The organism is Streptomyces sp. NPDC048185, assembly GCF_043202495.1.
In the GTDB taxonomy this organism is placed as follows: Bacteria; Actinomycetota; Actinomycetes; order Streptomycetales; family Streptomycetaceae; genus Streptomyces.
In genome coordinates this window covers 139529-162840 of the sequence record NZ_JBIDAN010000001.1, presented here as the reverse complement: position 1 = coordinate 162840, position 23312 = coordinate 139529, and the positions used below count along the sequence as shown (strand labels likewise).

Genomic DNA, 23312 nt, shown 5'->3' with positions numbered 1-23312 from the left:
GAACGCACCCCCGCGAATGCCGGGCTCTGGGCAACGTCTAAAGTGGCGTGGTACGCGCGAGCCTTTACCGCCACTTCACAGGGCAGGCTCGCTGGGAGTCTCTGTCAGGGGTGTGCGTGACGGCCGTTGAATCCCGTCCTGCGGGGGTAATCGGGACGAGCCAGAGCCCGAGTCACCGGCCGTTCGGGGCCCGTGTCAAGGCGTTCGTGGCGCTGACCAAGCCGCGGATCATCGAGCTTCTGCTGATCACCACCGTTCCGGTGATGTTCCTGGCCGAGCAGGGCGTGCCCGATCTGTGGCTGGTGCTGCTCGCCTGCGTCGGCGGCTACCTGTCCGCGGGCGGCGCGAACGCGCTGAACATGTACATCGACCGCGACATCGACGCGCTGATGGACCGCACCTCGCAGCGCCCGCTGGTCACCGGCATGGTCAGCCCGCGCGAGTGCCTCGCCTTCGGCATCACGCTGGCGGTCGTCTCGACGCTGCTGTTCGGCCTCACCGTCAACTGGCTGTCGGCGTGGCTGTCGCTGGGCGCACTGCTGTTCTACGTGGTCGTCTACACGATGATCCTCAAGCGCCGCACCTCGCAGAACATCGTCTGGGGCGGCATCGCCGGCTGCCTGCCGGTGCTGATCGGCTGGTCCGCCGTGACCAACTCGATGTCCTGGGCGCCGATCATCCTCTTCGGGGTGATGTTCTTCTGGACGCCGCCGCACTACTGGCCGCTGTCCATGAAGGTCAAGGAGGACTACGCGCGCGTGGGCGTGCCGATGCTCCCGGTCATCGCCTCCAACAAGGTCGTCGCCCGGCAGATCGTGATCTACAGCTGGGTGATGGTCGCGGTGTCGCTGCTGCTGACGCCGCTGGGCTACACCGGATGGTTCTACACGGCGGTCGCCGTGGCGGCCGGCGGCATGTGGCTGTGGGAGGCCCACGGGCTGCAGAACCGCGCCAAGGCCGAGGTCACCGGCGGGAAGCTCAAGGAGATGCGGCTGTTCCACTGGTCCATCACCTACGTGTCCGTGCTGTTCCTGGCCATCGCGGTGGACCCCTTCCTGCGCTGAGCCGACGGCCGTCCGGCGGGCGGGGCGCGTGGTCAAGGCCACGCACCCCGCCCGTCGCCGTTTGATCTACCCGTCGGTAGCATCCTGGTCATGGCAGACACGCAGCAGGTTGACGCGAAGGCCGAGCGCCAGGTGACCCGGCTGGCCCGGCGGATCGACTCCTTCTCCAAGGCGCACGGCGGCGCCGAGGGCCAGGTGGCCTACATCGGCGAGCGCGGCGCCCGCGTCGTCCTCGTCGGCGAGGACGGCGGCTGGGGCGACCTGGTCGCCCCCTCCTACGAGATCGCGCGCAAGGCCGTGGAGAAGTCCGGGATCACCGTCCACGAGGACTTCGACGGCGAGTTCGCGGCCAAGGTCACGACCGGCCGCTACGAGTGGTCGCGCATGGCGGGCATCCAGGTCGGCGGGCCGAGCAACACCTGACGCCGGGTTCACCCGTTAGGACCGTAGGAAGCCGTGAGGCGCACGGTCCCTACGCGGGGAGTCCGGATGATCGAAACGCCGTCCCTGGTGGACCAGTACTGCCACGGCGTCCTGAGAACGGAGCTGGGCCTCGGCACCTTCGAGGCCCAGCTGGCCCGCACGGAGGGGCCGCCCGCACCCGGCACCACCCTCTTCGACACCCAGACCGGCTTCGCGGTGCGCCGCTGGTGCCCGCCCCTGCTCGGCCTGGAACCCCACTGCGCCCCCGCCCGCTACCTCGCCCGGCGCCGCGAGCTCGGCGTCCTGGAGGCGGACCGCAGGCTGCTGCGCGGCAGCGGCATCACCACGTACCTGGTCGACGCGGACCTGCCCGGCGACCTCACCGGCCCCGCCGAGCTGGCCGGCGCGGCGGACGCCGACGCCCACGCGATCGTGCGGCTGGAACTGCTGGCCGAGCAGGTCGCCGACACCTCCGGCACCGTCGAGTCCTTCCTCGCCAACCTCGCCGAGGCCGTCCACGGTGCCGCCGCGTACGCGGTCGCCTTCACCTCCGTCGCCGGAGTGCGGCACGGGCTGGCTCTCGCCCCGGAGCCGCCGGGCCCCGGGGAGGTGCGCGGCGCCGCCGCCCGCTGGCTGGCCGGACGCGAGGTCGGCGGTGAGCTGAGCGACCCCGTCCTGCTGCGTCACCTGCTGTGGATCGCCGTCGCCTCCGGGCTGCCGCTCCAGCTGCACGCGGGGCTCGGCGAACCGGGCCTGCGCATCGACCGCACCGACCCGGTGCTGCTGACCGACTTCGTGCGGGCCACCGCCGGCCTCGGCACCGACCTGGTCCTGCTGCACGGCTACCCGTACCACCGCCAGGCCGCCCACCTCGCCGGCGTCTTCCCGCACGTCTACGCCGACTCGGGCGCCGCCCTGGTGCGCACCGGCGCCCGCGCCGCGACCGTCCTCGCGGAGATCCTCGAGCTGGCCCCGTTCGGCAAGGTCCTGTTCTCCAGCGGCGCCCAGGGCCTGCCCGAGCTGCACGTCGTGGGCGCGCGCCTGTTCCGCGAGGCCCTCGGCCGGGTGCTCGGCACCTGGGTGGCCGAGGGGGCGTGGGCGCAGGCGGACGCGCAGCGGGTGGCGACCATGATCGCGTCGGGTAACGCGCGCCGGGTGTACGCACTGGAGTGAGCCGCGCATACTGATCCGATGCCGACCGACGCGCTGCTCGACCGTTTCCTCACCGGCCTGATGCCCTTAGGCCCCGTCTCCGTCTGGGCCCACGGCTCACTGGGCGCGGGCGACTACCAGGAGGGCCGCAGCGACCTCGACCTGATCGTGGTCCTGCCGTCGCCGGCCACCACCCGTACGGCCTGGCGGCTGGGGCAGCTCCACGCCCGCCTGCGCGACCGGCCCCTGGCCGGGCAGCTGCATTGCAGCTATCTGTCCCCCGACACCGCCGCGGACCCCGAGCAGCGACACCTGACCTGGGCCCACCGGCAGCTGTTCAAACGGACGGTCACCCCGGTCACCCGGCGGGAGCTGCACAGCTTCGGGCGCGTCCTGTACGGCGAGTCGCCGGACGCCCTGCTGCCGCCGGTGCCGGACGCGGAGCTGGCCGAGTACGTCCTCCGCAACGAGCGGGACTACTGGCGGCCGGCCGTGCGCAAGGCGGAGCTGTGGCGCCAGGACGGCTGGGTCGACCTGGGCCTGCTCACCTTCGCCCGCGCCACCGTCACGCTGCGGGACGGGAGCCTGATCACCAAGCGGCAGGCCCTGGCGGAACTGCCCGGCCTCGGCGCGCCCGGCGAGGTCGTCGAGGACATCACCCGGCGCCGCTACGGCACTCCCGCGCCGCCCGCCGACGGGTGGACCGCCCGCCGTGCCGAGCTGACCCGGGACTACCTGGGGCCGGCCATCGACACGCTGGTGGCCTCGTACTCCTGAACGGGCAGCCCGGTCGCCGTCTCCTCGGGGCGTTCGCGCAGCGCCAGCAGCACCCGCAGCACCCCGATCCACACCAGGCACGAGCCGAACATGTGCAGGCCGACCAGGATCTCGGGCAGGTCGGTGAAGTACTGCACGTAGCCGATGACGCCCTGGGCGAGCAGGATCAGGAACAGGTCGCGGGTGCGGGCCAGCGGCCCCTTGGGCGCGTCGACCGCCTTCAGCACGAACCACAGCGCGAACGTCAGCGTCACCACGATCCACGCCAGAACGGCATGGCCCTTGGCGATCATCTCCCAGTCGACCGGCATCCGCGGGACGTCGCTGGAATCGCCCGCGTGCGGACCGGCGCCGGTGACCACCGTGCCGACCGCGATCAGCAGGGCCGAGACGACGATCAGGACCCACACCAGCTGCTCGACGGCCTTGCCGACCAGGGGGCGCGGTGCCGCGTCGCCCTCCCTGGTGCGCTGCCACATCACCGTCGCCACCGCGATCAGCGCGGTCGACAGCAGGAAGTGCGCGGCGACGGTGTACGGGTTCAGGCCGACCAGGACCACGATGCCGCCGAGGATCGCGTTGCCCATGACGATCCAGAACTGCAGCCAGCCCAGCCGGGTCACGCTGCGCCGGTACGGCTTCTGGGACCGCGCGGCGATGATCGCCCAGCCGACCGCGGCGCACAGCACGTACGTGAGCATGCGGTTGCCGAACTCGATGACGCCGTGGAAGCCCATCGCGCTCGTGGTGGTCAGCGAGTCGTCGGTGCACTTCGGCCAGGTCGGGCAGCCGAGGCCGGAGCCGGTCAGGCGGACGGCACCGCCGGTGACCACGATGACCACGGCCATGGCGAGGGCGATGAAGGCCGCCCGCTGGACCGTCCGGGGTTCCGGGGTCCAGCGCGCGGCGATGAAGGCGAGCGGGTTGCGCACCGCGGCTGCGGCGTCGGCGCGGGTCACGTTTGGCACGCGGTCCATCGTAGGCGGCCGCTTGTGCACGCGTTCACGAGGGTCGCTCATCGCGCCTCCTCCTACTCCCAGCGGAAGAACTTCCCGGCGGCCGCCAGCCCCGCCACCGCCCACACGGCGAGGATCCCGAGGTCGCCCCACGGCATCGCGGCCCCGTGCTGCAGCACGTCGCGCAGCCCGTCCGACAGGGCGGAGACCGGCAGCAGGCCGAGCACGTCCTGCGCCGCGCCGGGGAACTTGTACAGCGGCACGATCACGCCGCCGCCCACCAGCAGCAGCAGGAAGACCAGGTTGGCCGCGGCGAGCGTGGCCTCCGCCTTGAGCGTGCCCGCCATGAGCAGCCCGAGCCCGGAGAAGGCCGCCGTCCCGGCCACCATGAGCAGCAGCACCGCGAAGGGGCTGCCCTGCGGCGACCAGCCCAGCGCGAAGGCGATGGCGGTCAGCAGGACCACCTGGAGGACCTCGGTGACCAGCACGGACACCGTCTTCGCGGCCATCAGGCCCCAGCGTGGCAGCGGTGACGCGGCGAGCCGCTTCAGCACCCCGTAGCGGCGCTCGAAGCCGGTGGCGATGGCCTGCCCGGTGAACGCCGTCGACAGGACGGCCAGCGCCAGGATGCCGGGGGCGAGGAAGTCCACGGCCTCTCCCTCGCCGGTGTCGACGATGTCGACCGAGCTGAACAGCACCAGCAGCAGCGTCGGGATGATCACCGTCAGCAGCAGCTGCTCGCCGTTGCGCAGCAGCATCTTCGTCTCGAGCGCGGCCTGCGTCGCGATCATCCGGGCGAGCGGCGCGGAGCCGGGCCGGGGGGTGTACGTGCCGGTGGTCGTGGTCATGCGCGCAACTCCTTGCCCGTGAGCTCCAAGAAGACGTCCTCCAGGGTGTGCCGTTCCACCGAGATGCGGTCCGGCATCACGCCGTGCTGGGCGCACCAGGAGGTCACCGTGGCCAGCAGTTGCGGGTCGACCCTGCCGACGACGCGGTAGGAGCCCGGCGTCAGCTCGGCGGCCGAACAGTCCGGGGGCAGGGCCTTGAGCAGCGAGGCCACGTCGAGCCCGGGCCGGCCGGTGAAGCGCAGCGTGTTCTCGGCGCCGCCGCGGCACAGCTCCTCGGGCGAGCCCTGGGCGATGACCCGGCCGGCGTCGATGATCGCGACGTCGTCGGCCAGCTGCTCGGCCTCGTCCATGTAGTGCGTGGTGAGGATCACCGAGACGCCGTCGCCGCGCAGGTCCCGCACGAGGTCCCAGGTGGCGCGGCGGGCCTGCGGGTCCAGGCCGGCCGTCGGCTCGTCCAGGAACACCAGCTCGGGGCGTCCGACCACGGCCATCGCGAGGGCGAGCCGCTGCTGCTGGCCCCCGGAGAGCCTGCGGTACGTCGTCCGGCCGCAGGAGCCGAGACCGAGCCGCTCGATCAGGGCGTCGACGTCCAGGGGCTGGGCGTGCAGCCTGGCGACGTGGCGCAGCATCTCGTCGGCGCGGGCGCCGGAGTAGACGCCGCCGGACTGGAGCATCACGCCGATCCGGGGACGCAGCTCGGGTCCCTGCCGCACCGGGTCCAGGCCGAGCACGCGCACCGTCCCGGAATCCGGCCTGCGGTACCCCTCACAGATCTCGACGGTGGACGTCTTGCCGGCCCCGTTCGGGCCGAGTACGGCGGTGACGCCCGCCCGGGCCACCAGGTCGAGGCCGTCCACCGCGGTCTTCGTGCCGTACCGCTTCACCAGGGCCTGGACCTGGACCACGGGCTCGCTTCGCATGGGTCACGAGTCTAGGTACGCCCGCGAGGGCTCAGGCGCGGGGGTGCGCGATGTCCTCCGCACGGGGACGGTGCAGCGGCAGCCACCGCTCGGCGTAGGCGACCGCGTCCGCCAGCGGGAACAGCCGTACGTCGGCCGCGCCGAGCCGCCCGCGGACGACGGGCCGGTCCCGCTCGAAGTCGTGGCCCAGCTCGTCGAACCGCTCCGAGGTGATGGAGACCTCGGTCACCCGCTCCCAGCCCACCGGTCCCGGCCGCCCCACCTCGACCAGCGGGGAGGGGATCCGGTACTCGGCGAGGTGGAAGCCGGTGCAGGCGTCGTAGCCCGCCCCCAGCAGGAGTATCCGCGCGCCCAGGCGCTCCAGGGTCGCCAGGGGGCTGCGCTCGCCCAGCCGGCAGTCGGTCGCGTGCCCCTCGACCACCTCGGCGGCGCGCGGGCCGACCGCCGCGAAGGACGTCTGCGGGTGCGCGCTGCGCAGGGCACCCGGCCAGGTGCGCACGGTCTCGGGGATCACCCCGACCCCGCGCGAGGGCGTGATCAGCGGGTCGTAGGCGGGCATCGCGGCGCGGATGCCGTCCCACCACTCCGCGGGCACCGGCGGACTGCTCCACAGGGCCGGGTCGGAGAGGTCGCCGGTCTGGGTGGGAACCACCAGGGTGCCGTCCGGGCCGAGCGCGTCCAGGAGTCCCTGGACCACCGCGACGGGGCCTCCGCAGACCCAGCCGAGGGAGCTGAGGGAGGAGTGCACGAGGAGGGTGTCGTCGGTCCGGACGCCCAGCTCGCGCAGCCCGGCGGCGATCGTGCCGCGGGTGACGAGCGGGCCGGTCGGAGCGGGTGCGGGCATGCGGGCGAGTCTGGCGGAAGCGTGCCCGGGACGCCAGCGGTTTGATCGATCAAAGATCGTTTCCGCAGGTCATCTTAGGTATACCTAAGTGACGCAGGGCACCTTCGGGCCGTCCGGACGCGGCTTGCCCGCCCCTGAGGAATTACGCAACAATGGCGTTGTGAAAAACGTTGGCGAGGCTCCCCAGGAGGAACTCGCGACCGGTGAGCGGTCCACCCGCAACCGAGTCGCGCGCTCCATCCTGGACCACGGGCCCTCGACCGTCGCCGAGCTCGCCGGGCGCCTGGGCCTGACCCAGGCCGCCGTCCGGCGCCACCTCGACGCCCTGGTCGCCGACGACGTGGTGGAAGCCCGTGAACAGCGGGTCTACGGCACGCGCACGCGCGGGCGCCCCGCGAAGGTGTTCGCGCTCACCGACTGCGGCCGTGACGCCTTCGACCAGTCGTACGACAAGCTCGCCGTGGACGCCATGCGCTGGATCGCCGAGCGGGAGGGCGGGGAGCAGGCGATCGCCGCCTTCGCCCGCGCCCGGATCGCCGCCCAGGCGGGTGCGTACCGCAAGGCCGTCGAGGGCGCCGCCCCCGAGCAGCGCACGCAAGCCCTGGCCAAGGCCCTGAGCGCGGACGGGTACGCTGCTACCGCGCGCAGCGCGCCCCGGCCCCAGCAGGGCGAGCAGCTCTGCCAGCACCACTGCCCGGTCGCCCACGTCGCCGAGCAGTTCCCGCAGCTGTGCGAGGCGGAGACGGAATTTTTCGCCGAGCTGCTCGGTACACATGTGCAGCGGCTGGCGACCATCGCGCACGGTGACGGCGTCTGCACCACGTACGTTCCCAAGACTTCCAAGACCATCGACAACGCATCTGCAAGCACGGCCGGGAGGAACCCCGCATGACTCTCCCCACGGAGACTGCTCACCCTGAGCTCGAGGGCCTGGGCAAGTACGAATACGGCTGGGCCGACTCCGACACGGCCGGCGCCTCTGCCAGGCGCGGCATCGACGAGGACGTCGTCCGGGACATCTCCGCGAAGAAGAACGAGCCGGAGTGGATGACCAAGCTCCGCCTCAAGGGTCTGCGCCTCTTCGAGAAGAAGCCCATGCCGAACTGGGGCTCGGACCTGTCGGGCATCGACTTCGACAACATCAAGTACTTCGTGCGCTCCACGGAGAAGCAGGCGGAGTCCTGGGAGGACCTGCCCGAGGACATCAAGAACACGTACGACAAGCTCGGCATCCCCGAGGCGGAGAAGCAGCGCCTCGTCGCCGGTGTCGCGGCCCAGTACGAGTCCGAGGTCGTCTACCACCAGATCCGCGAGGACCTGGAGGAGCAGGGCGTCATCTTCCTGGACACCGACACCGCCCTGAAGGAGCACCCGGAGCTCTTCAAGGAGTACTTCGGGACCGTCATCCCCGTCGGTGACAACAAGTTCGCCTCGCTGAACAGCGCCGTGTGGTCCGGCGGCTCCTTCATCTACGTGCCGAAGGGCGTGCACGTGGAGATCCCGCTGCAGGCCTACTTCCGCATCAACACGGAGAACATGGGCCAGTTCGAGCGGACCCTGATCATCGTCGACGAGGGTGCCTACGTGCACTACGTCGAGGGCTGCACCGCCCCGATCTACAAGTCGGACTCGCTGCACTCCGCGGTCGTCGAGATCATCGTCAAGAAGAACGCCCGCTGCCGCTACACGACCATCCAGAACTGGTCGAACAACGTCTACAACCTGGTCACCAAGCGCGCCGTGGCGTACGAGGGCGCGACCATGGAGTGGATCGACGGCAACATCGGCTCCAAGGTGACGATGAAGTACCCGGCCGTCTACCTGATGGGCGAGCACGCCAAGGGCGAGACGCTGTCCATCGCCTTCGCGGGCGAGGGCCAGCACCAGGACGCCGGCTCCAAGATGGTCCACATGGCGCCGAACACGTCCTCCAACATCGTCTCGAAGTCCGTGGCGCGCGGCGGCGGCCGCACCTCCTACCGCGGTCTCGTCGAGATCGGCGAGGGCGCCCACGGCTCCAAGTCGAACGTGCTGTGCGACGCGCTGCTCGTCGACACCATCTCCCGCTCCGACACGTACCCCTACGTGGACGTCCGCGAGGACGACGTCTCCATGGGACACGAGGCGACCGTCTCCAAGGTCTCCGAGGACCAGCTCTTCTACCTGATGAGCCGCGGTCTGAGCGAGTTCGAGGCGATGGCGATGATCGTGCGCGGCTTCGTCGAGCCGATCGCCAAGGAGCTGCCGATGGAGTACGCCCTCGAGCTCAACCGGCTGATCGAGCTGCAGATGGAAGGCGCGGTCGGCTAAGACCCGCCCCCCAGCAGCCGCCAGATTTCTGACGTAGGAAGAGAGCAGACCGACAGCCATGGCTGAGGCTCAGAACATCCCCGTGGGGTCCACCACCGCGGGCCAGATCGCGGTGGCCGCCGAGTCGACCGTCGCCACACGCATGAGCGCCCCCGCGTCCTTCGACGTGGCGGACTTCCCGGTCCCCCACGGCCGTGAGGAGGAGTGGCGGTTCACGCCGCTGGAGCGGCTGCGCGGGCTGCACGACGGCACCGCGGCCGCCACCGGCGACGGCGTGAAGGTCGACGTCGACGCCCCCGAGGGCGTCGTCGTCGAGACCGTCGGCCGTGACGACGCGCGCATCGGCAGGGCGGGCGCCCCGGTGGACCGGGTCGCGGCGCAGGCGTACTCGGCGTTCGAGAAGGCCGGCGTGATCACCGTCCCCAAGGAGACGGTCCTCACCGAGCCGATCCGCATCGCCGTGCACGGCCAGGGCGGCACCGCCTACGCCCACCAGGTCGTCGAACTGGGTGCCTTCGCCGAGGCCGTGGTCGTCATCGACCACACCGGTGACGCGGTGCTCGCCGCCAACGTGGACTACGTCCTGGGCGACGGCGCCAAGCTGACCGTCGTCTCCGTCCAGGACTGGGACGACAAGGCCGTGCACGTCGGCCAGCACAACGCGCTGGTCGGCCGCGACGCCACCTTCAAGTCGTTCGTGGTCACCTTCGGCGGCGACCTGGTGCGGCTGCACCCGCGCGTCGCCTACGCCGGCCCCGGCGGCGAGGCCGAGCTGTTCGGTCTGTACTTCACCGACAAGGGCCAGCACCAGGAGCACCGCCTCCTGGTCGACCACAACGTCCCGCACTGCAAGTCCAACGTCGTCTACAAGGGCGCGCTCCAGGGCGACGACGCGCACGCGGTCTGGATCGGCGACGTGCTCATCGAGGCCGCGGCCGAGGGCACCGACACCTACGAGATGAACCGCAACCTCGTCCTCACGGACGGCGCGCGGGTCGACTCGGTGCCGAACCTGGAGATCGAGACCGGCGAGATCGTCGGCGCCGGCCACGCCTCCGCCACCGGCCGCTTCGACGACGAGCAGCTCTTCTACCTGATGGCGCGCGGCATCCCCGAGATCGACGCCCGCCGTCTGGTGGTCCGCGGCTTCTTCGCCGAGCTGGTCCAGCAGATCGGCGTCCCGGACATCGAGGAGCGTCTGGTCGCCAAGATCGAAGAGGAGCTGGAGGCGTCGGTCGCATGACCTTCGTACGCGTCTGTGGAGCGGACGAGCTGGAGGAGGACACCCCGAAGCGGGTGGAACTCGACGGCACGCCGATCTCCGTCGTGCGGACCGAGGGCGACGTCTTCGCGATCCACGACATCTGCTCGCACGCGAACGTCTCCCTCGCCGAGGGCGAGGTCGACGACTGCCACATCGAGTGCTGGCTGCACGGCTCGCGCTTCGACCTGCGCTCGGGCAAGCCCGACAGTCTTCCGGCGACGCGCCCCGTCCCCGTATACCCCGTAAAGATCGAAGGGGACGACGTGCTCGTCTCCCTCACCCAGGAGTCCTGAGGCACCCATGGCAACGCTTGAAATCCGAGACCTGCACGTCACCGTCGAGGCCGACAACGCCACGAAGGAGATCCTCAAGGGCGTCGACCTCACCGTGAAGCAGGGCGAGACGCACGCCATCATGGGCCCCAACGGCTCCGGCAAGTCGACCCTCGCCTACTCGCTCGCGGGTCACCCCAAGTACACGATCACCGGCGGCACCGTCACCCTCGACGGCGAGGACGTCCTCGAGATGTCCGTCGACGAGCGTGCCCGCGCCGGCCTGTTCCTGGCCATGCAGTACCCGGTCGAGGTCCCCGGCGTCTCGGTCTCCAACTTCCTGCGCACCTCCGCGACCGCCGTCCGCGGCGAGGCCCCCAAGCTGCGCACCTGGGTGAAGGAGGTCAAGGAGGCCATGGAGCGCCTCAACATGGACCCCGCCTTCGCCGAGCGCAACGTCAACGAGGGCTTCTCCGGCGGTGAGAAGAAGCGCCACGAGATCCTCCAGCTCGAGCTGCTCAAGCCGAAGGTCGCCATCCTCGACGAGACCGACTCCGGCCTGGACGTCGACGCGCTGCGCGTCGTCTCCGAGGGCGTCAACCGCGTCCGCGAGACCGGCGAGGTCGGCACCCTGCTGATCACCCACTACACGCGCATCCTGCGCTACATCAAGCCCGACTACGTCCACGTCTTCTCGGCCGGCCGCATCGTCGAGTCCGGCGGCGCCGAGCTCGCCGACAAGCTGGAGGAAGAGGGCTACGAGGCTTACACGAAGGGTGGCGCATCCGCGTGACACAGCTGCCGGGCCTCCTCGACACCGAGGCGATCCGCAAGGACTTCCCGATCCTGGACCGCGTGCTCCACGACGGCAAGAAGCTCGTCTACCTCGACAACGCCGCGACCTCGCAGACCCCGCGCCAGGTCATCGACGTGCTCGACGAGTACTACGAGCAGCACAACGCCAACGTCCACCGTGGCGTGCACGTCCTCGCCGAGGAGGCCACGGCGCTGTACGAGGGCGCGCGTGACAAGGTCGCGGAGTTCATCAACGCACCGTCGCGCGACGAGGTGATCTTCACCAAGAACGCCTCGGAGTCCCTCAACCTCGTGGCGAACATGCTCGGCTGGGCCGACGAGCCCTACCGCGTGGACCACGAGACCGAGATCGTGATCACGGAGATGGAGCACCACTCCAACATCGTGCCGTGGCAGCTGCTCGCGCAGCGCACGGGCGCGAAGCTCCGCTGGTTCGGTCTCACGGACGACGGCCGCCTGGACCTCTCGAACATCGACGAGGTCATCACGGAGAAGACGAAGATCGTCTCCTTCGTGCTGGTCTCCAACATCCTGGGCACCCAGAACCCGGTCGAGGCGATCGTGCGCCGCGCCCAGGAGGTCGGAGCGCTCGTCTGCGTCGACGCCTCCCAGGCCGCGCCGCACATGCCGCTGGACGTGCAGGCCCTCCAGGCCGACTTCGTGGCCTTCACCGGCCACAAGATGTGCGGTCCGACCGGCATCGGCGTCCTGTGGGGCCGCCAGGAACTCCTGGAGGACCTGCCCCCCTTCCTCGGCGGCGGCGAGATGATCGAGACCGTCTCGATGCACTCCTCCACCTACGCCCCGGCGCCCCACAAGTTCGAGGCGGGCACGCCGCCGATCGCGCAGGCGGTCGGTCTCGGCGCGGCGATCGACTACCTCGGCTCGATCGGCATGGACAGGATCCTCGCCCACGAGCACGCGCTGACCGAGTACGCGGTCAAGCGGCTGCTGGAGGTCCCCGACCTGCGCATCATCGGCCCCACCACGGCCGAGGAGCGCGGCGCCGCGATCTCCTTCACACTGGGTGACATCCACCCGCACGACGTGGGCCAGGTCCTGGACGAGCAGGGCATCGCGGTCCGGGTCGGCCACCACTGCGCGCGGCCGGTCTGCCTGCGGTACGGAATTCCTGCGACCACGCGAGCGTCGTTCTATCTGTACTCCACGCCGGCCGAGATCGACGCGCTGGTCGACGGCCTGGAGCACGTACGGAACTTCTTCGGCTGACGGGACGAGCGAATCGCATGAAGCTGGACTCCATGTACCAGGAAGTCATCCTGGACCACTACAAGCACCCGCACGGGCGTGGTCTGAGGGATGGCGACGCCGAGGTGCACCACGTCAACCCGACGTGCGGCGACGAGATCACGCTGCGCGTGAAGTACGACGGCACGACGATCAGCGACGTCTCGTACGAGGGGCAGGGCTGCTCGATCAGCCAGGCCTCCGCCTCCGTACTCAACGACCTGCTCGTCGGCAAGGACCTCGCCCAGGCGCAGAAGATCCAGGAGACCTTCCTGGAGCTGATGCAGTCCAAGGGGAAGATCGAGCCCGACGACGCCATGGAGGACGTCCTGGAGGACGCGGTCGCGTTCGCCGGGGTGTCGAAGTACCCGGCCCGGGTCAAGTGCGCCCTGCTGAGCTGGATGGCCTGGAAGGACGCGACGGCCCAGGCGCTGGACGCCGAAGCCGAGAAGGAGACGACGGCATGAGCGAGACCGTGGAGATCAAGCCGGCTTCGGAGGAGGAGCTCCGCGAGGCCCTGATGGACGTCGTCGACCCCGAGCTGGGTATCGACGTCGTCAACCTGGGCCTGATCTACGGCATCCACGTCGACGACGCGAACATCGCGACCGTCGACATGACCCTGACGTCCGCGGCGTGTCCGCTGACGGACGTGATCGAGGACCAGGCCAAGTCCGCCACGGACGGCCTCGTCAGCGAGCTGCGCATCAACTGGGTCTGGATGCCGCCGTGGGGTCCGGACAAGATCACTGACGACGGCCGCGAGCAGCTGCGGGCGCTCGGCTTCAACGTCTGAGCAGCACTGCGTACGAGAACGGCGGCACCCATCGGGTGCCGCCGTTCCGCTGTCCGCGGCCGGTCCCGTTATGTACGCTCGTACACATGGGATACCTGCTCCTGGCCGGAGCCATCGCCGCCGAGGTCGCCGGGACCACCGCCATGAAGTACAGCGAGGGCTTCAGCCGGCCGGGCCCGTCCGTGCTGACCGCCCTCGGCTACCTGATCTCCTTCGCGCTGCTCGCCCAGACCCTGAAGACCCTCTCCGTCGGCACGGCCTACGCCATCTGGTCCGGCGTGGGCACGGCGGCCATCGCCACGATCGGGATCGCGTTCATGGGGGAGGGGATGACCCTCACCAAGGCGACCGGGATCGCGCTGATCATCGTGGGTGTCGTGGTGCTGAACCTGGGCGGCACGCACTGATGCCCCGGCGCTACGACCCCGAGCGGCGGCAGCGGATCATCGACGCGGCGATCCGGGTCGTCGGGGCGAAGGGCATCGCGGGGCTCAGCCACCGCACGGTCGCCGCGGAGGCGGACGTGCCGCTCGGCTCCACGACGTACCACTTCGCGACCCTCGACGACCTCCTGGTCGCCGCGCTGCGCCAGGCCAACGAGGGCTTCGCCCGGGTCGTCGCCGCGCACCCGGCGCTGTCCGACCCCGCGGCCGACCTGCCGGGCGAGCTCGCCCGCGTCCTCGGCGAGTGGCTGGCCGGCGACCGTACGGGGGTCGAGCTGGAGTACGAGCTGTACCTGGCGGCCCTGCGCCGTCCGGCGCTGCGTCCGGTCGCCGCGGAGTGGGCGGAGGGCGTGGGCGCCCTCCTCGCCGCCCGCACGGACCCGGTCACGGCACGGGCGCTGGTGGCCGTGCTGGACGGGATCTGCCTCCAGGTGCTGCTGACGGACGCGCCGTACGACGAGGAGTACGCGCGGGTGGTGCTGGGGCGGGTGCTGGCGGGGTGAACGGGTGGGTTCGCGGCCCGGCGGTGCGGGTGCCCGGCGCGGGCGCCCCGTAGCCCGGCGGTGCGGGTTGTCCGGGGCGGGCGCGGTCACGTGGCCCGGCGCGACGGGGTGCCCGGGGCTGAGGCGGGGCGGGGTGGGCGACGCGGCCCGGCGCTGCCGGGGTGCCTCCCCACCTCTCGGCTTCGCTCGAGCGGGGGGACCCCCACCGCCCACCCGTGCCGCCCTGGGGGTACCTCCCAGGCCGTTCAGGCACAGGGGGAGGCGCGACTGCCCGCAGCGGGCGCGGCGGCACGGGCGGCGTCCCGCTCGCCACGTGAGATGGCCTGTCGGCCGGTTCGCACCGGGTGCCCCCGGCCGGTTAGGTTGCCCTCATGACCGACACGACTGCTCCCCGCACCACCGGCGCCGTGGCCGCCGGGCTTGCCACGATCGCCGCCGACGGCACCGTCCTCGACACCTGGTTCCCCGCCCCCGAACTCACCGCTGCGACTGCCGAGGGCCCCGGCCCGGCCGGCACCGAGCGGCTCTCCGCCGAGCAGGCCGCCCAGCTGCTCGGCGGCGGCGCGACCGCGGCGGTCGGTCCGGACGCCCGCCGCGGCGTCGAGGTGGTCGCGGTCCGCACGGTCATCGCCTCGCTCGACGACAAGCCGATCGACGCCCACGACGTCTACCTGCGCCTGCACCTGCTCTCCCACCGCCTGGTCAAGCCGCACGGCCAGAACCTCGAGGGCATCTTCGGGCACCTCGCCAACGTCGCCTGGACCTCGCTCGGCCCGGTCGCCGTCGACGACGTCGAGAAGGTCCGCCTCAACGCCCGCGCCGAGGGCCTGCACCTCCAGGTGACCTCGATCGACAAGTTCCCCCGCATGACGGACTACGTCGCTCCCAAGGGCGTCCGCATCGCCGACGCCGACCGCGTCCGCCTCGGCGCGCACCTCTCCGAGGGCACCACCGTCATGCACGAGGGCTTCGTCAACTTCAACGCCGGCACGCTCGGCACGTCGATGGTCGAGGGCCGCATCTCCGCGGGCGTCATCGTCGGCGACGGCTCGGACATCGGCGGCGGCGCCTCCACCATGGGCACGCTCTCCGGCGGCGGCAACGTGATCATCTCCATCGGCGAGCGCTGCCTGGTCGGCGCCGAGGCGGGCGTCGGCATCGCCCTGGGCGACGAGTGCGTGGTCGAGGCCGGCCTGTACGTCACCGCCGGCACCCGTGTCACCATGCCCGACGGTCAGATCGTCAAGGCCCGCGAACTCTCCGGCGCCTCCAACATCCTCTTCCGCCGCAACTCGGTCACGGGTGCGGTCGAGGCCCGCCCGAACAACGCGGTCTGGGGCGGCCTGAACGACGTCCTGCACAGCCACAACTGACCACCGACGGCCGTGAATCGCGGCCGCCTCATCGATCGACGACCCTGACCTGCCGCGAGCTGTCGGCACCTTGTCGACGTCGGTCAACACTGAGCGCCCTTCCACGGCCCGAGGACGGCCCGGGAGGGCGCTTGCCATCGATGGCTGTCAGCGTTGGTTGTCGTCGAGCGCCCTTCGACGGCTCCGGGAAGCCCCGGTTCCGCTTTGGACCGGCATGCCACACTGCGGCTGTGGAGGGGATCTACCGACTGTGGCTGGCCGCCGTGCCGAGCCCCATACCTGAGAACGAGGCTCGGATCTATTGGAACTGCAAGGATGATCCGACCCCCGTTCTGGACGAGAGCTTGCGTCGCGCCTCGTACCTCTACGTCGGTTCCTGGGATGACGAGCACGAGCCGGCGAGTCTGCGTGCGGGCCAAGGGCACTGCCCTGCCTACCGGCTGCACAGCTGGCTCTTCTACCTCGGGACGATCGACCGCTATCAGGCGCCGTTGCTCGACGAAGAGCTGCTGGCCCGGCTGGCCGAGCTCTACCGTCCCCGTTCCGGCGATCTCCCGGCCGACGCGGTAGGTCTTCCACGGCTGGAGAGCTTTCTCCACGAGCACTTGGGGCTGTACCTCCTCACCGAGGAACCCAGCTCGTAGTTGAGCGCCGCGAGGCTCGGTTGCCTCTCTGTGCGGCGGGTGAGGCGAGGTCCGTCCGTTGCGGTACGACTCCCGCAGCACAGGTCCATGGCGGTGCGAGTCGCCAGTCGTGATGGCGAGGCTATGTACTAACCTTCATGTTACTAACACTGTCGTTAGTGTCATAGCTGGAGGTCGCGAGCATGGTGGACTTCGTGGGGCGGCGGCAGGAACTGGCCACGCTGGAGCGGGAGCTGCAGAAGGTGGCGGCAGGAGTGGGCGGCGAGCGGCCTGGTCGGTGCGTGATGCTGCGCGGTCGGCGCCGGGTGGGTAAGTCGCGCCTCGTCGAGCGGTTCGCGGAGCGCTCCGGAGCTCCGTTCCTGTTCTACGCGGCGACCGGCGCCTCTCCCGGGGACGATCTGGCGCGGCTGGCCCGGGACGCTCAGGCGTCGACACTGCCGCTGGCACAGCTGGTGGCCGCCGCTCGGCCGGAGAGCTGGGACGCCGCCTTCGACGTGCTGGCTGCGGCGCTGCCCGCCGACCGGGCGAGCGTGCTGGTCGTCGACGAGGTGCCGTACCTGATGGACGCCGACGGCGCGTTCGAGGGCATGCTGCAACGGGCCTGGGACCGGGTGCTGGAGACCAAGCCGGTACTGCTGGTCCTCATCGGGTCGGACCTGTCGATGATGGAGGCGCTGAACAGCTACGGCCGGCCCTTCCATCAGCGTGGCCGGGAGATGGTGCTGGGACCGCTCAATCCCGCCGAGGTGGGGCAGATGCTCGGGCTGGATCCGGCGGAAGCCTTCGACGCCGCTCTGGTCACTGGCGGGCTGCCGCTGATCTGCGCGGAGTGGCCGCACGGCGCCGGGCTGTGGGACTTCCTGGGCGAGGCGCTGAGCGACCCGGTCTCGTCTCTGCTGGTGTCGGCCGAGCGCTCACTGGCCGCCGAATTCCCTCCGCGGGCCCAGGCGCGCAAGGTCCTGGCGGCGATCGGCAGTGGCGAGCGCACCTTCACCAACATCGCCCGTGCGGCCGGCGGCATCGGGGCCACGCCGTTGCAGCGAGCCCTTGAGCTGCTTGTCGACAAGCGGGTGGTGGTGGGGGAGCTGCCCGTGTCACTGCGCCCCTCGAAGGACCGCCGCTACCGGGTGGCAGATCCGTACGTCCGGTTCTGGCTGCGTCTGCTCGGCCCGTCCATGGACGAGATCGAGCGAGGGCGGGGCGATCTGACACTGGCGCGAATCCGGGAGAACTGGACCAGTTGGCGCGGTCGGGCCGTAGAGCCCCTGGTCCGCGCGGCCCTGGCGCGGATGCTGCCCGACGACAGGGTGCCCGCGGCCCCCGTGGTGGGCGGCTACTGGACCCGCACCAACGACGTCGAGATCGACATCGTCGGAGCGGATCGCGGTCCCGTCGCCAAGGAACTGCTCTTCGTCGGCTCCGTCAAGTGGCTGGAGCAGTCACCCTTCGACCGGCACGACCTGGCGGCTCTCCACCGCCACCGCGCCGCCCTCACCGACGCGCCGGTTCCCGTCGTGGCGGTCTCGCGCAGCGGAGTCGACTGTCCGGGGCTCGATGCCGCCTACGGCCCCGGCGACTTGCTGACCGCCTGGCCGCTGTGAGTGCCTGCGGTCGGTACGTGGTCGACGTGCCCTTCCGGCGGTCCCTGTGGGTGTGTTCGGGGAGGGCGGTCCGGGGTGTTTCCGGGCTCGGGCGCACGCTGCTGTTCGGTGACGGCTACGTCTGGGACCGGGCGGCGTCGGGGGCGAGTTCTGCGTGGGCCGTCAGCAGTCGGGCGGTCGTCGCGGCGTCCGCGGGGCGCAGGGGTGCGCGGACCGGGCCCGCGGGCAGGCCCAGTGCGTTCAGCAGGGCCTTGGCGGTGACCGTGCCGGGCAGGTCCGACGCCGTCATCAGCTCGATGAGGGCGACCATGCGCAGCTGAAGCCGGGCCGCCTCCCGGGTGTCGCCCGCGTCGAAGGCGTCCAGGACGGCCCGGAAGGGCTCCGGCGCGACGTTGGCGACCGTGCTGACACAGCCCGCGGCGCCGATCGCGTACAGGGCGAGGACCTGCTCGTCGCAGCCCGCGTAGTACGCCAGGTCCGTGCGGGAGAGCACCTTCTGGGTGCCGAGGAGGTCGTAGCCGCAGTCCTTGACGGCCACGATGCGTGGGTGAGAGGCGAGGCGGACGAGCGTGGCGGGTTCGATGCGGACTCCGGTGCGGCCCGGGATGTCGTAGAGCATGACCGGCAGCCCGCAGGCGTCCGCGATGTCCCGGAAGTGGGCCTCCAGCGCGTCCTGCGGGGGTCTGCTGTAGTACGGCGCGGACAGTAGGAGGCCGTTCGCGCCCGCCTTCTCCGCGGACCGTGCCAGCTCCTCCGTGTGCCGGGTGTCCGCGGTGCCCACCCCGGCGACCAGCGGCACTCCGTCCCCGACGGCTTCGCGCACGGCCTCGATCAGCGCTGCCTTCTCCGCGTCCGTGGTGGTCGGCGACTCGCCCGTGGTGCCCGACAGCACCAGGCCGTCGCAGCCCCGCGACACCAGCCGGTCCGCGAGCAGCTGCGCACCCTCGAGGTCGAGCGTGCCCGCCTCGGTGAAGGGGGTGACCATGGCGCACAGGAGGCGGCCGAAGGGGCGCGGAGGGGTGGGCGGCGGGAGGGGGCTCTCAGTCGTCATGGGGGTAGTGTCGGCCGACGGACGGTGTAGCTCTACTTAAATCTGCTACGCGGTGTGCTTAAGCAGAGCTGACCGATTCGACTCCAGGGTAGTGCCCGGCGGGCGGGGGTACCCGGATGCCTCCGAACCGAGAGGAGGCGGAACACCGTGACCGGGACCATGCACACCAGGCCAGTGCACGACGAGCACCACTCCGTGGGCGAACTCGTCGGTCAGGCCACCGAACAGCTCTCCCGGCTCGTGCGCCAGGAAGTGGCCTTGGCCAAAGTGGAGCTGGCCGAGAAGGGCAAGCGCGTCGGACGCGGCGGCGGAATGCTCGGTGCCGCGGGCGCCGTCGCCTACGTCGGACTGTTCGCCCTGGCCGGCACGGGCGTCGCCGCACTCTCGCTGGCGCTGCCCGTCTGGGCCGCGGCACTCATCGTGACGGCGGTGCTCTTCGTGATCGCAGGCGTCCTGGCCATGACCGGCCGCGCCCAGCTCCGCCGTGCCGCACCCCCCACGCCCGAGCAGACCCTCGGCAGTGTCAGGGCCGACGTGGACGAGATCAGGGAAAGGGCGCATCGATGACCGACGCGACGAGCGGAGACGGGGCGAGGACCGGCTCCACCGCGCAGCCGACCGGGGCCAAGGGGCCCGACGAGCTGCGACGGCAGATCGAACAGACCCGCAGCCAGCTCGGGGACACCGTGGAGGAGCTGGCGGGGAAGGCGGACGTCAAGGGCCGAGCCAAGGCCCGGGCCGCCGACCTCAGGGACAAGGCCGGTGCCATGACCGTGCAGCTGCGCAGTTCCGCCGCGCAGGCCGGCCACAGTGTGCAGGACCGGGCGAGCCGGGCCACGCACACCGCGCAGGACAAGGCACGTCACGCGGGGCACACCGCGCAGGACAAGGCGGGCCGCGCCGGTCACTCCGCCCAGGACCGCGCCCGGCAGGGCGTGCCCGAGCGGATGCGCGGCGTGGTCCAGGCGGGCAAGCGGCATCCGCGTCCGCTGCTCGTCGCCGGCGCGGCGGCCGGTGCGGTGATCGCGGCGGGTGTGCTGCGGGGCCGGCGGCACGGGCACTGCTGACCCCGGTGACGGTGCGACGAGAGGCCCCCTGCAGCGGGGCCTCTCGCCGTTTCTGTGCGATGCCGGTGGGCCGGGCTTGACCTCAAGCTTGGTCGAGGTCGGAGAGTGGTGCGTGCACCCGACGACCATCGACCAGTGGAGGCCGGCATGACCCGCCGTACCGACGCACACCCCGACCTCGAACGCCCCGACGTGCAGGCCCCGTTCTTCAGCACCTGGCGCGTCGGCACCCCCGACCGGCAGCGGGAGACCGTCGAGGCCATCGCCCGCACCTGGGAGCGGCGCCCCTGGCCCGCCGAGGACCTGGTGAGCTACCACGTCTACACCGGCCACGACGGCAGCACGCTCCTGCACCACTCGCAGTGGGCGAGCGAGCACGCCTACGAGGCCTTCGTGAAGACGCACCGGCAGGAAAGGGTGGACGAGATCGACACCGTCGTTCCCGGCATCGAGCGGCTGAGCCTCGGCCGGTACCGGCGCCACCGCAGCGGCACCCGCGCCCAGGCCCCCGTCCCGGGCTGCGTCGTCATCGTCGACATCGAGTTCGACGGCCCCGACCCCGACCGGCAACGCGCCTGGGTCGACGCCGTGTTCGACGCCCTGGCGAGCGAACCCGAGCCCGCCCCCGGCGGGATCTCCGCCCACTTCCACCTCAGCACCGACGGCACCCGGGTCCTCAACTACGCCGAGTGGGAGAGCGCCCAGGCCCACATCGACGCCCTCGCCGCGCCCGGCGACGGCGTCGGCTCGGCGACGGCCGCGTGGGAACGGGTACAGAACTGGCCCGGACTCAAGAGCAGCACGGTCGAGCGCTACGACCACGCCCTCGGCCTCGTGCCCCGCTGAACCGCCGCCCCCACGCGACCTCGCGACCCGCTTACGGACGGAACCGCAGCACCTGCGGGTCGTGGTCGCTGATCTGGTCGGGGAACTCGGCGTTGATGTGCACGCTGTCGTAGGACAGGTGCCCGCCGCGCCGGATCGACGGGCTGACCAGGATCTGGTCGAGGACCTGGCTGTTGCCCTGGTAGACGTACGAGTAACGCTCGCTGCGCGGCAGTGACTTGACCGCCGACCACAGCGCGCCGCCGTCCTCGAGGATCTTCGCCGTCCCGGAGAACTCGAAGTCGTTGATGTCGCCGAGGGCGATGACGTCCGCGTTCTTCTGGGCGGAGAGGATCTCCTTGACGAAGGTGTTCACGGCCTTCGCCTGGAGGTGGCGCTGCGTCTCCGAGCTGCGCGCCGGCGGCTGGTACTGCGCGGTCAGGCCCTGGTCGCCGCCCTTGGAGTTGAAGTGGTTGGCGATGACGAAGACCGTGCGGCCGCGGAAGACGAACTCGCCTGCCAGCGGCTTGCGGCTGTTCTCCCACGCCGCGTTCGCCGGGTCGACGCGGCCGGGGGAGTGCGTGAGCACCGCCTTGCCGCGCACCTTGGCCACCCCGGTCGCGGTGGTCGCGTCGCCGGCCGCGCGGTCGGTGAAGGAGACCCGCTCCGGGTTGAACAGGAAGGCCTGGCGGATGTTGCCGCCGGGCTCGCCGCCGTCCGCCTTGTCGACCGGGTCGATGCCCCGCCACTCGTAGCGCGGCCCGCCCGCCGCGACGATCGCGTCGATCAGCTTGCCGACCGTCACGTCGGCGGCCACCGTGCCGTCGTCCTCGGCGCCGTTGTTGTCCTGGATCTCCTCCAGGGACACGATGTCGGGCGACTTCAGGCGGTGCACGATCGCGTCGGCGTGCGCGGCGAAGGTGCCGTCGGACGGGTCGAGGTTCTCGACGTTGTACGTGGCCACCGCCAGCTCGCGGGCGCTCTGCGCGCGCGTCGACTCGCGCTCGGTGCCCCCGCTCCGCAGGGCGCCGATCTCGCTCGCGACCAGCGTGTAGCCACCGAACTGGTTGTAGTCCAGCGGGCCGGCGGTCGTGCCGGCGAGGGTGTCGCCCACGGTGGCTTCGGGGAAGTCGGCGGGCTTGCCCAGGGACTGGATCTGGAGCCGGCCGGTGTTCTGGGAGCCGTAGGAACCGTAGACGGTGCCGCCGCGACGGTCGGCGTTCTCCCACGGCTTCACCGTGACCCACAGCTCGGTGTACGGGTCGGAGGCGCCGACCACGCGGGCGTCGGCGACCCGGACGTTCATGCCCTCCAGCGACTCGTAGTAGTCCAGGGCGTACGTCGCCGGGCGCAGCGGCAGGGCGTCGACCGAGCCGTTCGCGGCCGGGTCGCCCTCGGGGGCGTAGGCGCGCGGCACGGACCGGGCGGAGACGGTCGTCGCCACCGGGACCGCGTTGCCGCCGGAGACGACGGTGACCGTCGGGCGGGTGATCTCGGTGACCGACTGGTTGCCGGAGGAGGTGCCGCCCGGGACGTACTCCGAGATCGTGCCGGAGACGGTGACCGCGTCACCGACGGCGACCTTCGGGGTGGAGCTCGTGAAGACGAAGACGCCCTCACTGGTGGCCGGATCCGCGTCGGGCCGGGTGTCCTGCATCCAGAAACCCTTGGAGGAGCCGTAGCCGCGGACACCGGTGACGGTTCCGGCCACGTCCGTGACCTGCTTGCCGGCGTACGGCGACAGCCGGGTGGTGCCCTGGATGTCGTGGATGCGCACCGAATCGGCGTGCGCGGGCGAGGTGAGGACGACGGTGGACGCCGCCGAGCAGACGGCGGCGACGGTGAGCGCGGCGAGGCGCGTGGAGGACTTGCTGGCCAACGGGATCCCTCCGGGGACGTGACAGAGCGCCGGGACGAGGGTGCGACGCGAGGGGCCCCAGGGCCCACGTGGACCTGAGTGAACACTTGTCCCCCCGCTTTCTACGCGCGTCAATCTCCTGCCTGCTCAGGCCGGTTGTCAAGGTTTCGGCCATGTACGGCGTCCGACGGGGAGATGAACCGGGCGGCATCGGTGGAAACCCGTCTAGGCTGAGCGGCTGAGCCGTACGGCGGTGA

The 23312-nt window shown here is 71.2% G+C and carries 26 protein-coding genes; 20 read left to right on the top strand and 6 right to left on the bottom strand.

Going from position 1 to position 23312, the window contains the following annotated elements:
* Positions 1-110 precede the first annotated feature (110 nt).
* The 4 genes from ACGF3H_RS00795 (at position 111) to ACGF3H_RS00780 (ending at position 3416) form a co-directional block, all read left to right on the top strand.
* The gene (locus ACGF3H_RS00795; RefSeq protein ID WP_362495421.1) at positions 111-1064 is read left to right on the top strand and encodes a heme o synthase; all 954 of its coding nucleotides are present in this window, start codon (positions 111-113) and stop codon (positions 1062-1064) included.
* Positions 1065-1154: 90 nt separating this feature from the next.
* Entirely contained in the window at positions 1155-1487 is a 333-nt protein-coding gene (locus ACGF3H_RS00790) for a hypothetical protein (RefSeq protein ID WP_362495424.1), read from the top strand.
* Between the two features lie 66 nt (positions 1488-1553).
* A complete protein-coding gene (locus ACGF3H_RS00785) occupies positions 1554-2660 on the top strand; it encodes an amidohydrolase family protein (RefSeq protein WP_362495427.1) in 1107 nt (368 codons plus the stop codon).
* Positions 2661-2678: 18 nt separating this feature from the next.
* Positions 2679-3416 carry a nucleotidyltransferase domain-containing protein gene (locus ACGF3H_RS00780; RefSeq protein WP_362495429.1) on the top strand — a complete coding sequence of 246 codons (738 nt, stop codon included), beginning with the start codon at positions 2679-2681 and terminating at the stop codon, positions 3414-3416.
* Here the strand turns inward: ACGF3H_RS00780 and ACGF3H_RS00775 are convergent.
* The 4 genes from ACGF3H_RS00775 to ACGF3H_RS00760 are packed head-to-tail and all read right to left on the bottom strand — an operon-like array spanning position 3371 to position 6984.
* Positions 3371-4435, bottom strand: coding sequence for a COX15/CtaA family protein (locus ACGF3H_RS00775; RefSeq protein WP_362495430.1), 1065 nt, complete (start codon positions 4433-4435; stop codon positions 3371-3373). The genes ACGF3H_RS00780 and ACGF3H_RS00775 overlap by 46 nt on opposite strands.
* Positions 4436-4446: 11 nt before the next feature.
* Positions 4447-5220, bottom strand: coding sequence for an ABC transporter permease (locus tag ACGF3H_RS00770; protein WP_362495433.1), 774 nt, complete (start codon positions 5218-5220; stop codon positions 4447-4449).
* Positions 5217-6125, bottom strand: coding sequence for an ABC transporter ATP-binding protein (locus tag ACGF3H_RS00765; RefSeq protein WP_362495487.1), 909 nt, complete (start codon positions 6123-6125; stop codon positions 5217-5219). The genes ACGF3H_RS00770 and ACGF3H_RS00765 overlap by 4 nt, the downstream gene beginning before the upstream one ends.
* 46 nt (positions 6126-6171) lie before the next feature.
* A complete protein-coding gene (locus tag ACGF3H_RS00760) occupies positions 6172-6984 on the bottom strand; it encodes an AAC(3) family N-acetyltransferase (protein WP_362495436.1) in 813 nt (270 codons plus the stop codon).
* 160 nt (positions 6985-7144) lie between these two features.
* Between ACGF3H_RS00760 and ACGF3H_RS00755 the strand changes: the two genes are divergently transcribed.
* From ACGF3H_RS00755 to ACGF3H_RS00695, 13 genes are all read left to right on the top strand, one after another.
* Positions 7145-7876, top strand: coding sequence for a metalloregulator ArsR/SmtB family transcription factor (locus tag ACGF3H_RS00755; protein ID WP_362495439.1), 732 nt, complete (start codon positions 7145-7147; stop codon positions 7874-7876).
* Complete coding sequence (sufB, locus tag ACGF3H_RS00750) at positions 7873-9294, top strand: Fe-S cluster assembly protein SufB (protein WP_311572226.1); 1422 nt, start codon at positions 7873-7875, stop codon at positions 9292-9294. The genes ACGF3H_RS00755 and sufB overlap by 4 nt, the downstream gene beginning before the upstream one ends.
* Before the next feature lie 58 nt (positions 9295-9352).
* Positions 9353-10537, top strand: coding sequence for a Fe-S cluster assembly protein SufD (gene sufD / locus ACGF3H_RS00745; protein WP_362495440.1), 1185 nt, complete (start codon positions 9353-9355; stop codon positions 10535-10537).
* Positions 10534-10851, top strand: coding sequence for a non-heme iron oxygenase ferredoxin subunit (locus tag ACGF3H_RS00740; RefSeq protein ID WP_362495443.1), 318 nt, complete (start codon positions 10534-10536; stop codon positions 10849-10851). Before sufD ends, ACGF3H_RS00740 begins: the two co-directional genes overlap by 4 nt.
* 7 nt (positions 10852-10858) lie before the next feature.
* Positions 10859-11623, top strand: a complete 765-nt coding sequence (gene sufC / locus ACGF3H_RS00735) for a Fe-S cluster assembly ATPase SufC (protein WP_350721656.1) — start codon at positions 10859-10861, stop codon at positions 11621-11623.
* Positions 11620-12876 carry a cysteine desulfurase gene (locus ACGF3H_RS00730; protein WP_362495447.1) on the top strand — a complete coding sequence of 419 codons (1257 nt, stop codon included), beginning with the start codon at positions 11620-11622 and terminating at the stop codon, positions 12874-12876. The genes sufC and ACGF3H_RS00730 overlap by 4 nt, the downstream gene beginning before the upstream one ends.
* Positions 12877-12893: 17 nt before the next feature.
* Positions 12894-13361, top strand: a complete 468-nt coding sequence (gene sufU / locus ACGF3H_RS00725; protein WP_362495450.1) for a Fe-S cluster assembly sulfur transfer protein SufU — start codon at positions 12894-12896, stop codon at positions 13359-13361.
* The gene (locus tag ACGF3H_RS00720; protein WP_362495453.1) at positions 13358-13690 is read left to right on the top strand and encodes a metal-sulfur cluster assembly factor; all 333 of its coding nucleotides are present in this window, start codon (positions 13358-13360) and stop codon (positions 13688-13690) included. The genes sufU and ACGF3H_RS00720 overlap by 4 nt, the downstream gene beginning before the upstream one ends.
* 86 nt (positions 13691-13776) lie before the next feature.
* The gene (locus ACGF3H_RS00715) at positions 13777-14097 is read left to right on the top strand and encodes a multidrug efflux SMR transporter (RefSeq protein WP_362495455.1); all 321 of its coding nucleotides are present in this window, start codon (positions 13777-13779) and stop codon (positions 14095-14097) included.
* Positions 14097-14636: a TetR family transcriptional regulator gene (locus tag ACGF3H_RS00710; RefSeq protein WP_362495458.1), complete on the top strand. Its 540-nt coding sequence runs from the start codon at positions 14097-14099 to the stop codon at positions 14634-14636. Before ACGF3H_RS00715 ends, ACGF3H_RS00710 begins: the two co-directional genes overlap by 1 nt.
* Before the next feature lie 371 nt (positions 14637-15007).
* Positions 15008-16009: a 2,3,4,5-tetrahydropyridine-2,6-dicarboxylate N-succinyltransferase gene (gene dapD / locus ACGF3H_RS00705; protein ID WP_362495460.1), complete on the top strand. Its 1002-nt coding sequence runs from the start codon at positions 15008-15010 to the stop codon at positions 16007-16009.
* Positions 16010-16239: 230 nt separating this feature from the next.
* Positions 16240-16653 (top strand): hypothetical protein, encoded by a 414-nt coding sequence (locus ACGF3H_RS00700; protein WP_362495461.1) that lies wholly within the window; start codon positions 16240-16242, stop codon positions 16651-16653.
* A 182-nt stretch (positions 16654-16835) separates the two neighbouring features.
* Entirely contained in the window at positions 16836-18254 is a 1419-nt protein-coding gene (locus ACGF3H_RS00695) for an ATP-binding protein (protein ID WP_362495463.1), read from the top strand.
* Between the two features lie 115 nt (positions 18255-18369).
* Here the strand turns inward: ACGF3H_RS00695 and dapA are convergent, their stop codons facing one another.
* Complete coding sequence (gene dapA / locus ACGF3H_RS00690; RefSeq protein WP_362495464.1) at positions 18370-19305, bottom strand: 4-hydroxy-tetrahydrodipicolinate synthase; 936 nt, start codon at positions 19303-19305, stop codon at positions 18370-18372.
* Positions 19306-19452: 147 nt separating this feature from the next.
* Here dapA and ACGF3H_RS00685 point away from each other — a divergent pair, with 147 nt between their 5' ends.
* The 3 genes from ACGF3H_RS00685 to ACGF3H_RS00675 all read left to right on the top strand — a co-directional run bounded on the left by ACGF3H_RS00685 (position 19453) and on the right by ACGF3H_RS00675 (position 21218).
* Positions 19453-19872: a phage holin family protein gene (locus tag ACGF3H_RS00685; RefSeq protein ID WP_362495467.1), complete on the top strand. Its 420-nt coding sequence runs from the start codon at positions 19453-19455 to the stop codon at positions 19870-19872.
* Positions 19869-20372 carry a DUF3618 domain-containing protein gene (locus ACGF3H_RS00680; RefSeq protein ID WP_362495469.1) on the top strand — a complete coding sequence of 168 codons (504 nt, stop codon included), beginning with the start codon at positions 19869-19871 and terminating at the stop codon, positions 20370-20372. The genes ACGF3H_RS00685 and ACGF3H_RS00680 overlap by 4 nt, the downstream gene beginning before the upstream one ends.
* Positions 20373-20519: 147 nt before the next feature.
* Positions 20520-21218: an antibiotic biosynthesis monooxygenase gene (locus ACGF3H_RS00675; protein WP_362495470.1), complete on the top strand. Its 699-nt coding sequence runs from the start codon at positions 20520-20522 to the stop codon at positions 21216-21218.
* 31 nt (positions 21219-21249) lie between these two features.
* Here the strand turns inward: ACGF3H_RS00675 and ACGF3H_RS00670 are convergent, their stop codons facing one another.
* Complete coding sequence (locus tag ACGF3H_RS00670; protein WP_362495472.1) at positions 21250-23076, bottom strand: endonuclease/exonuclease/phosphatase family protein; 1827 nt, start codon at positions 23074-23076, stop codon at positions 21250-21252.
* Positions 23077-23312: the final 236 nt, after the last annotated feature.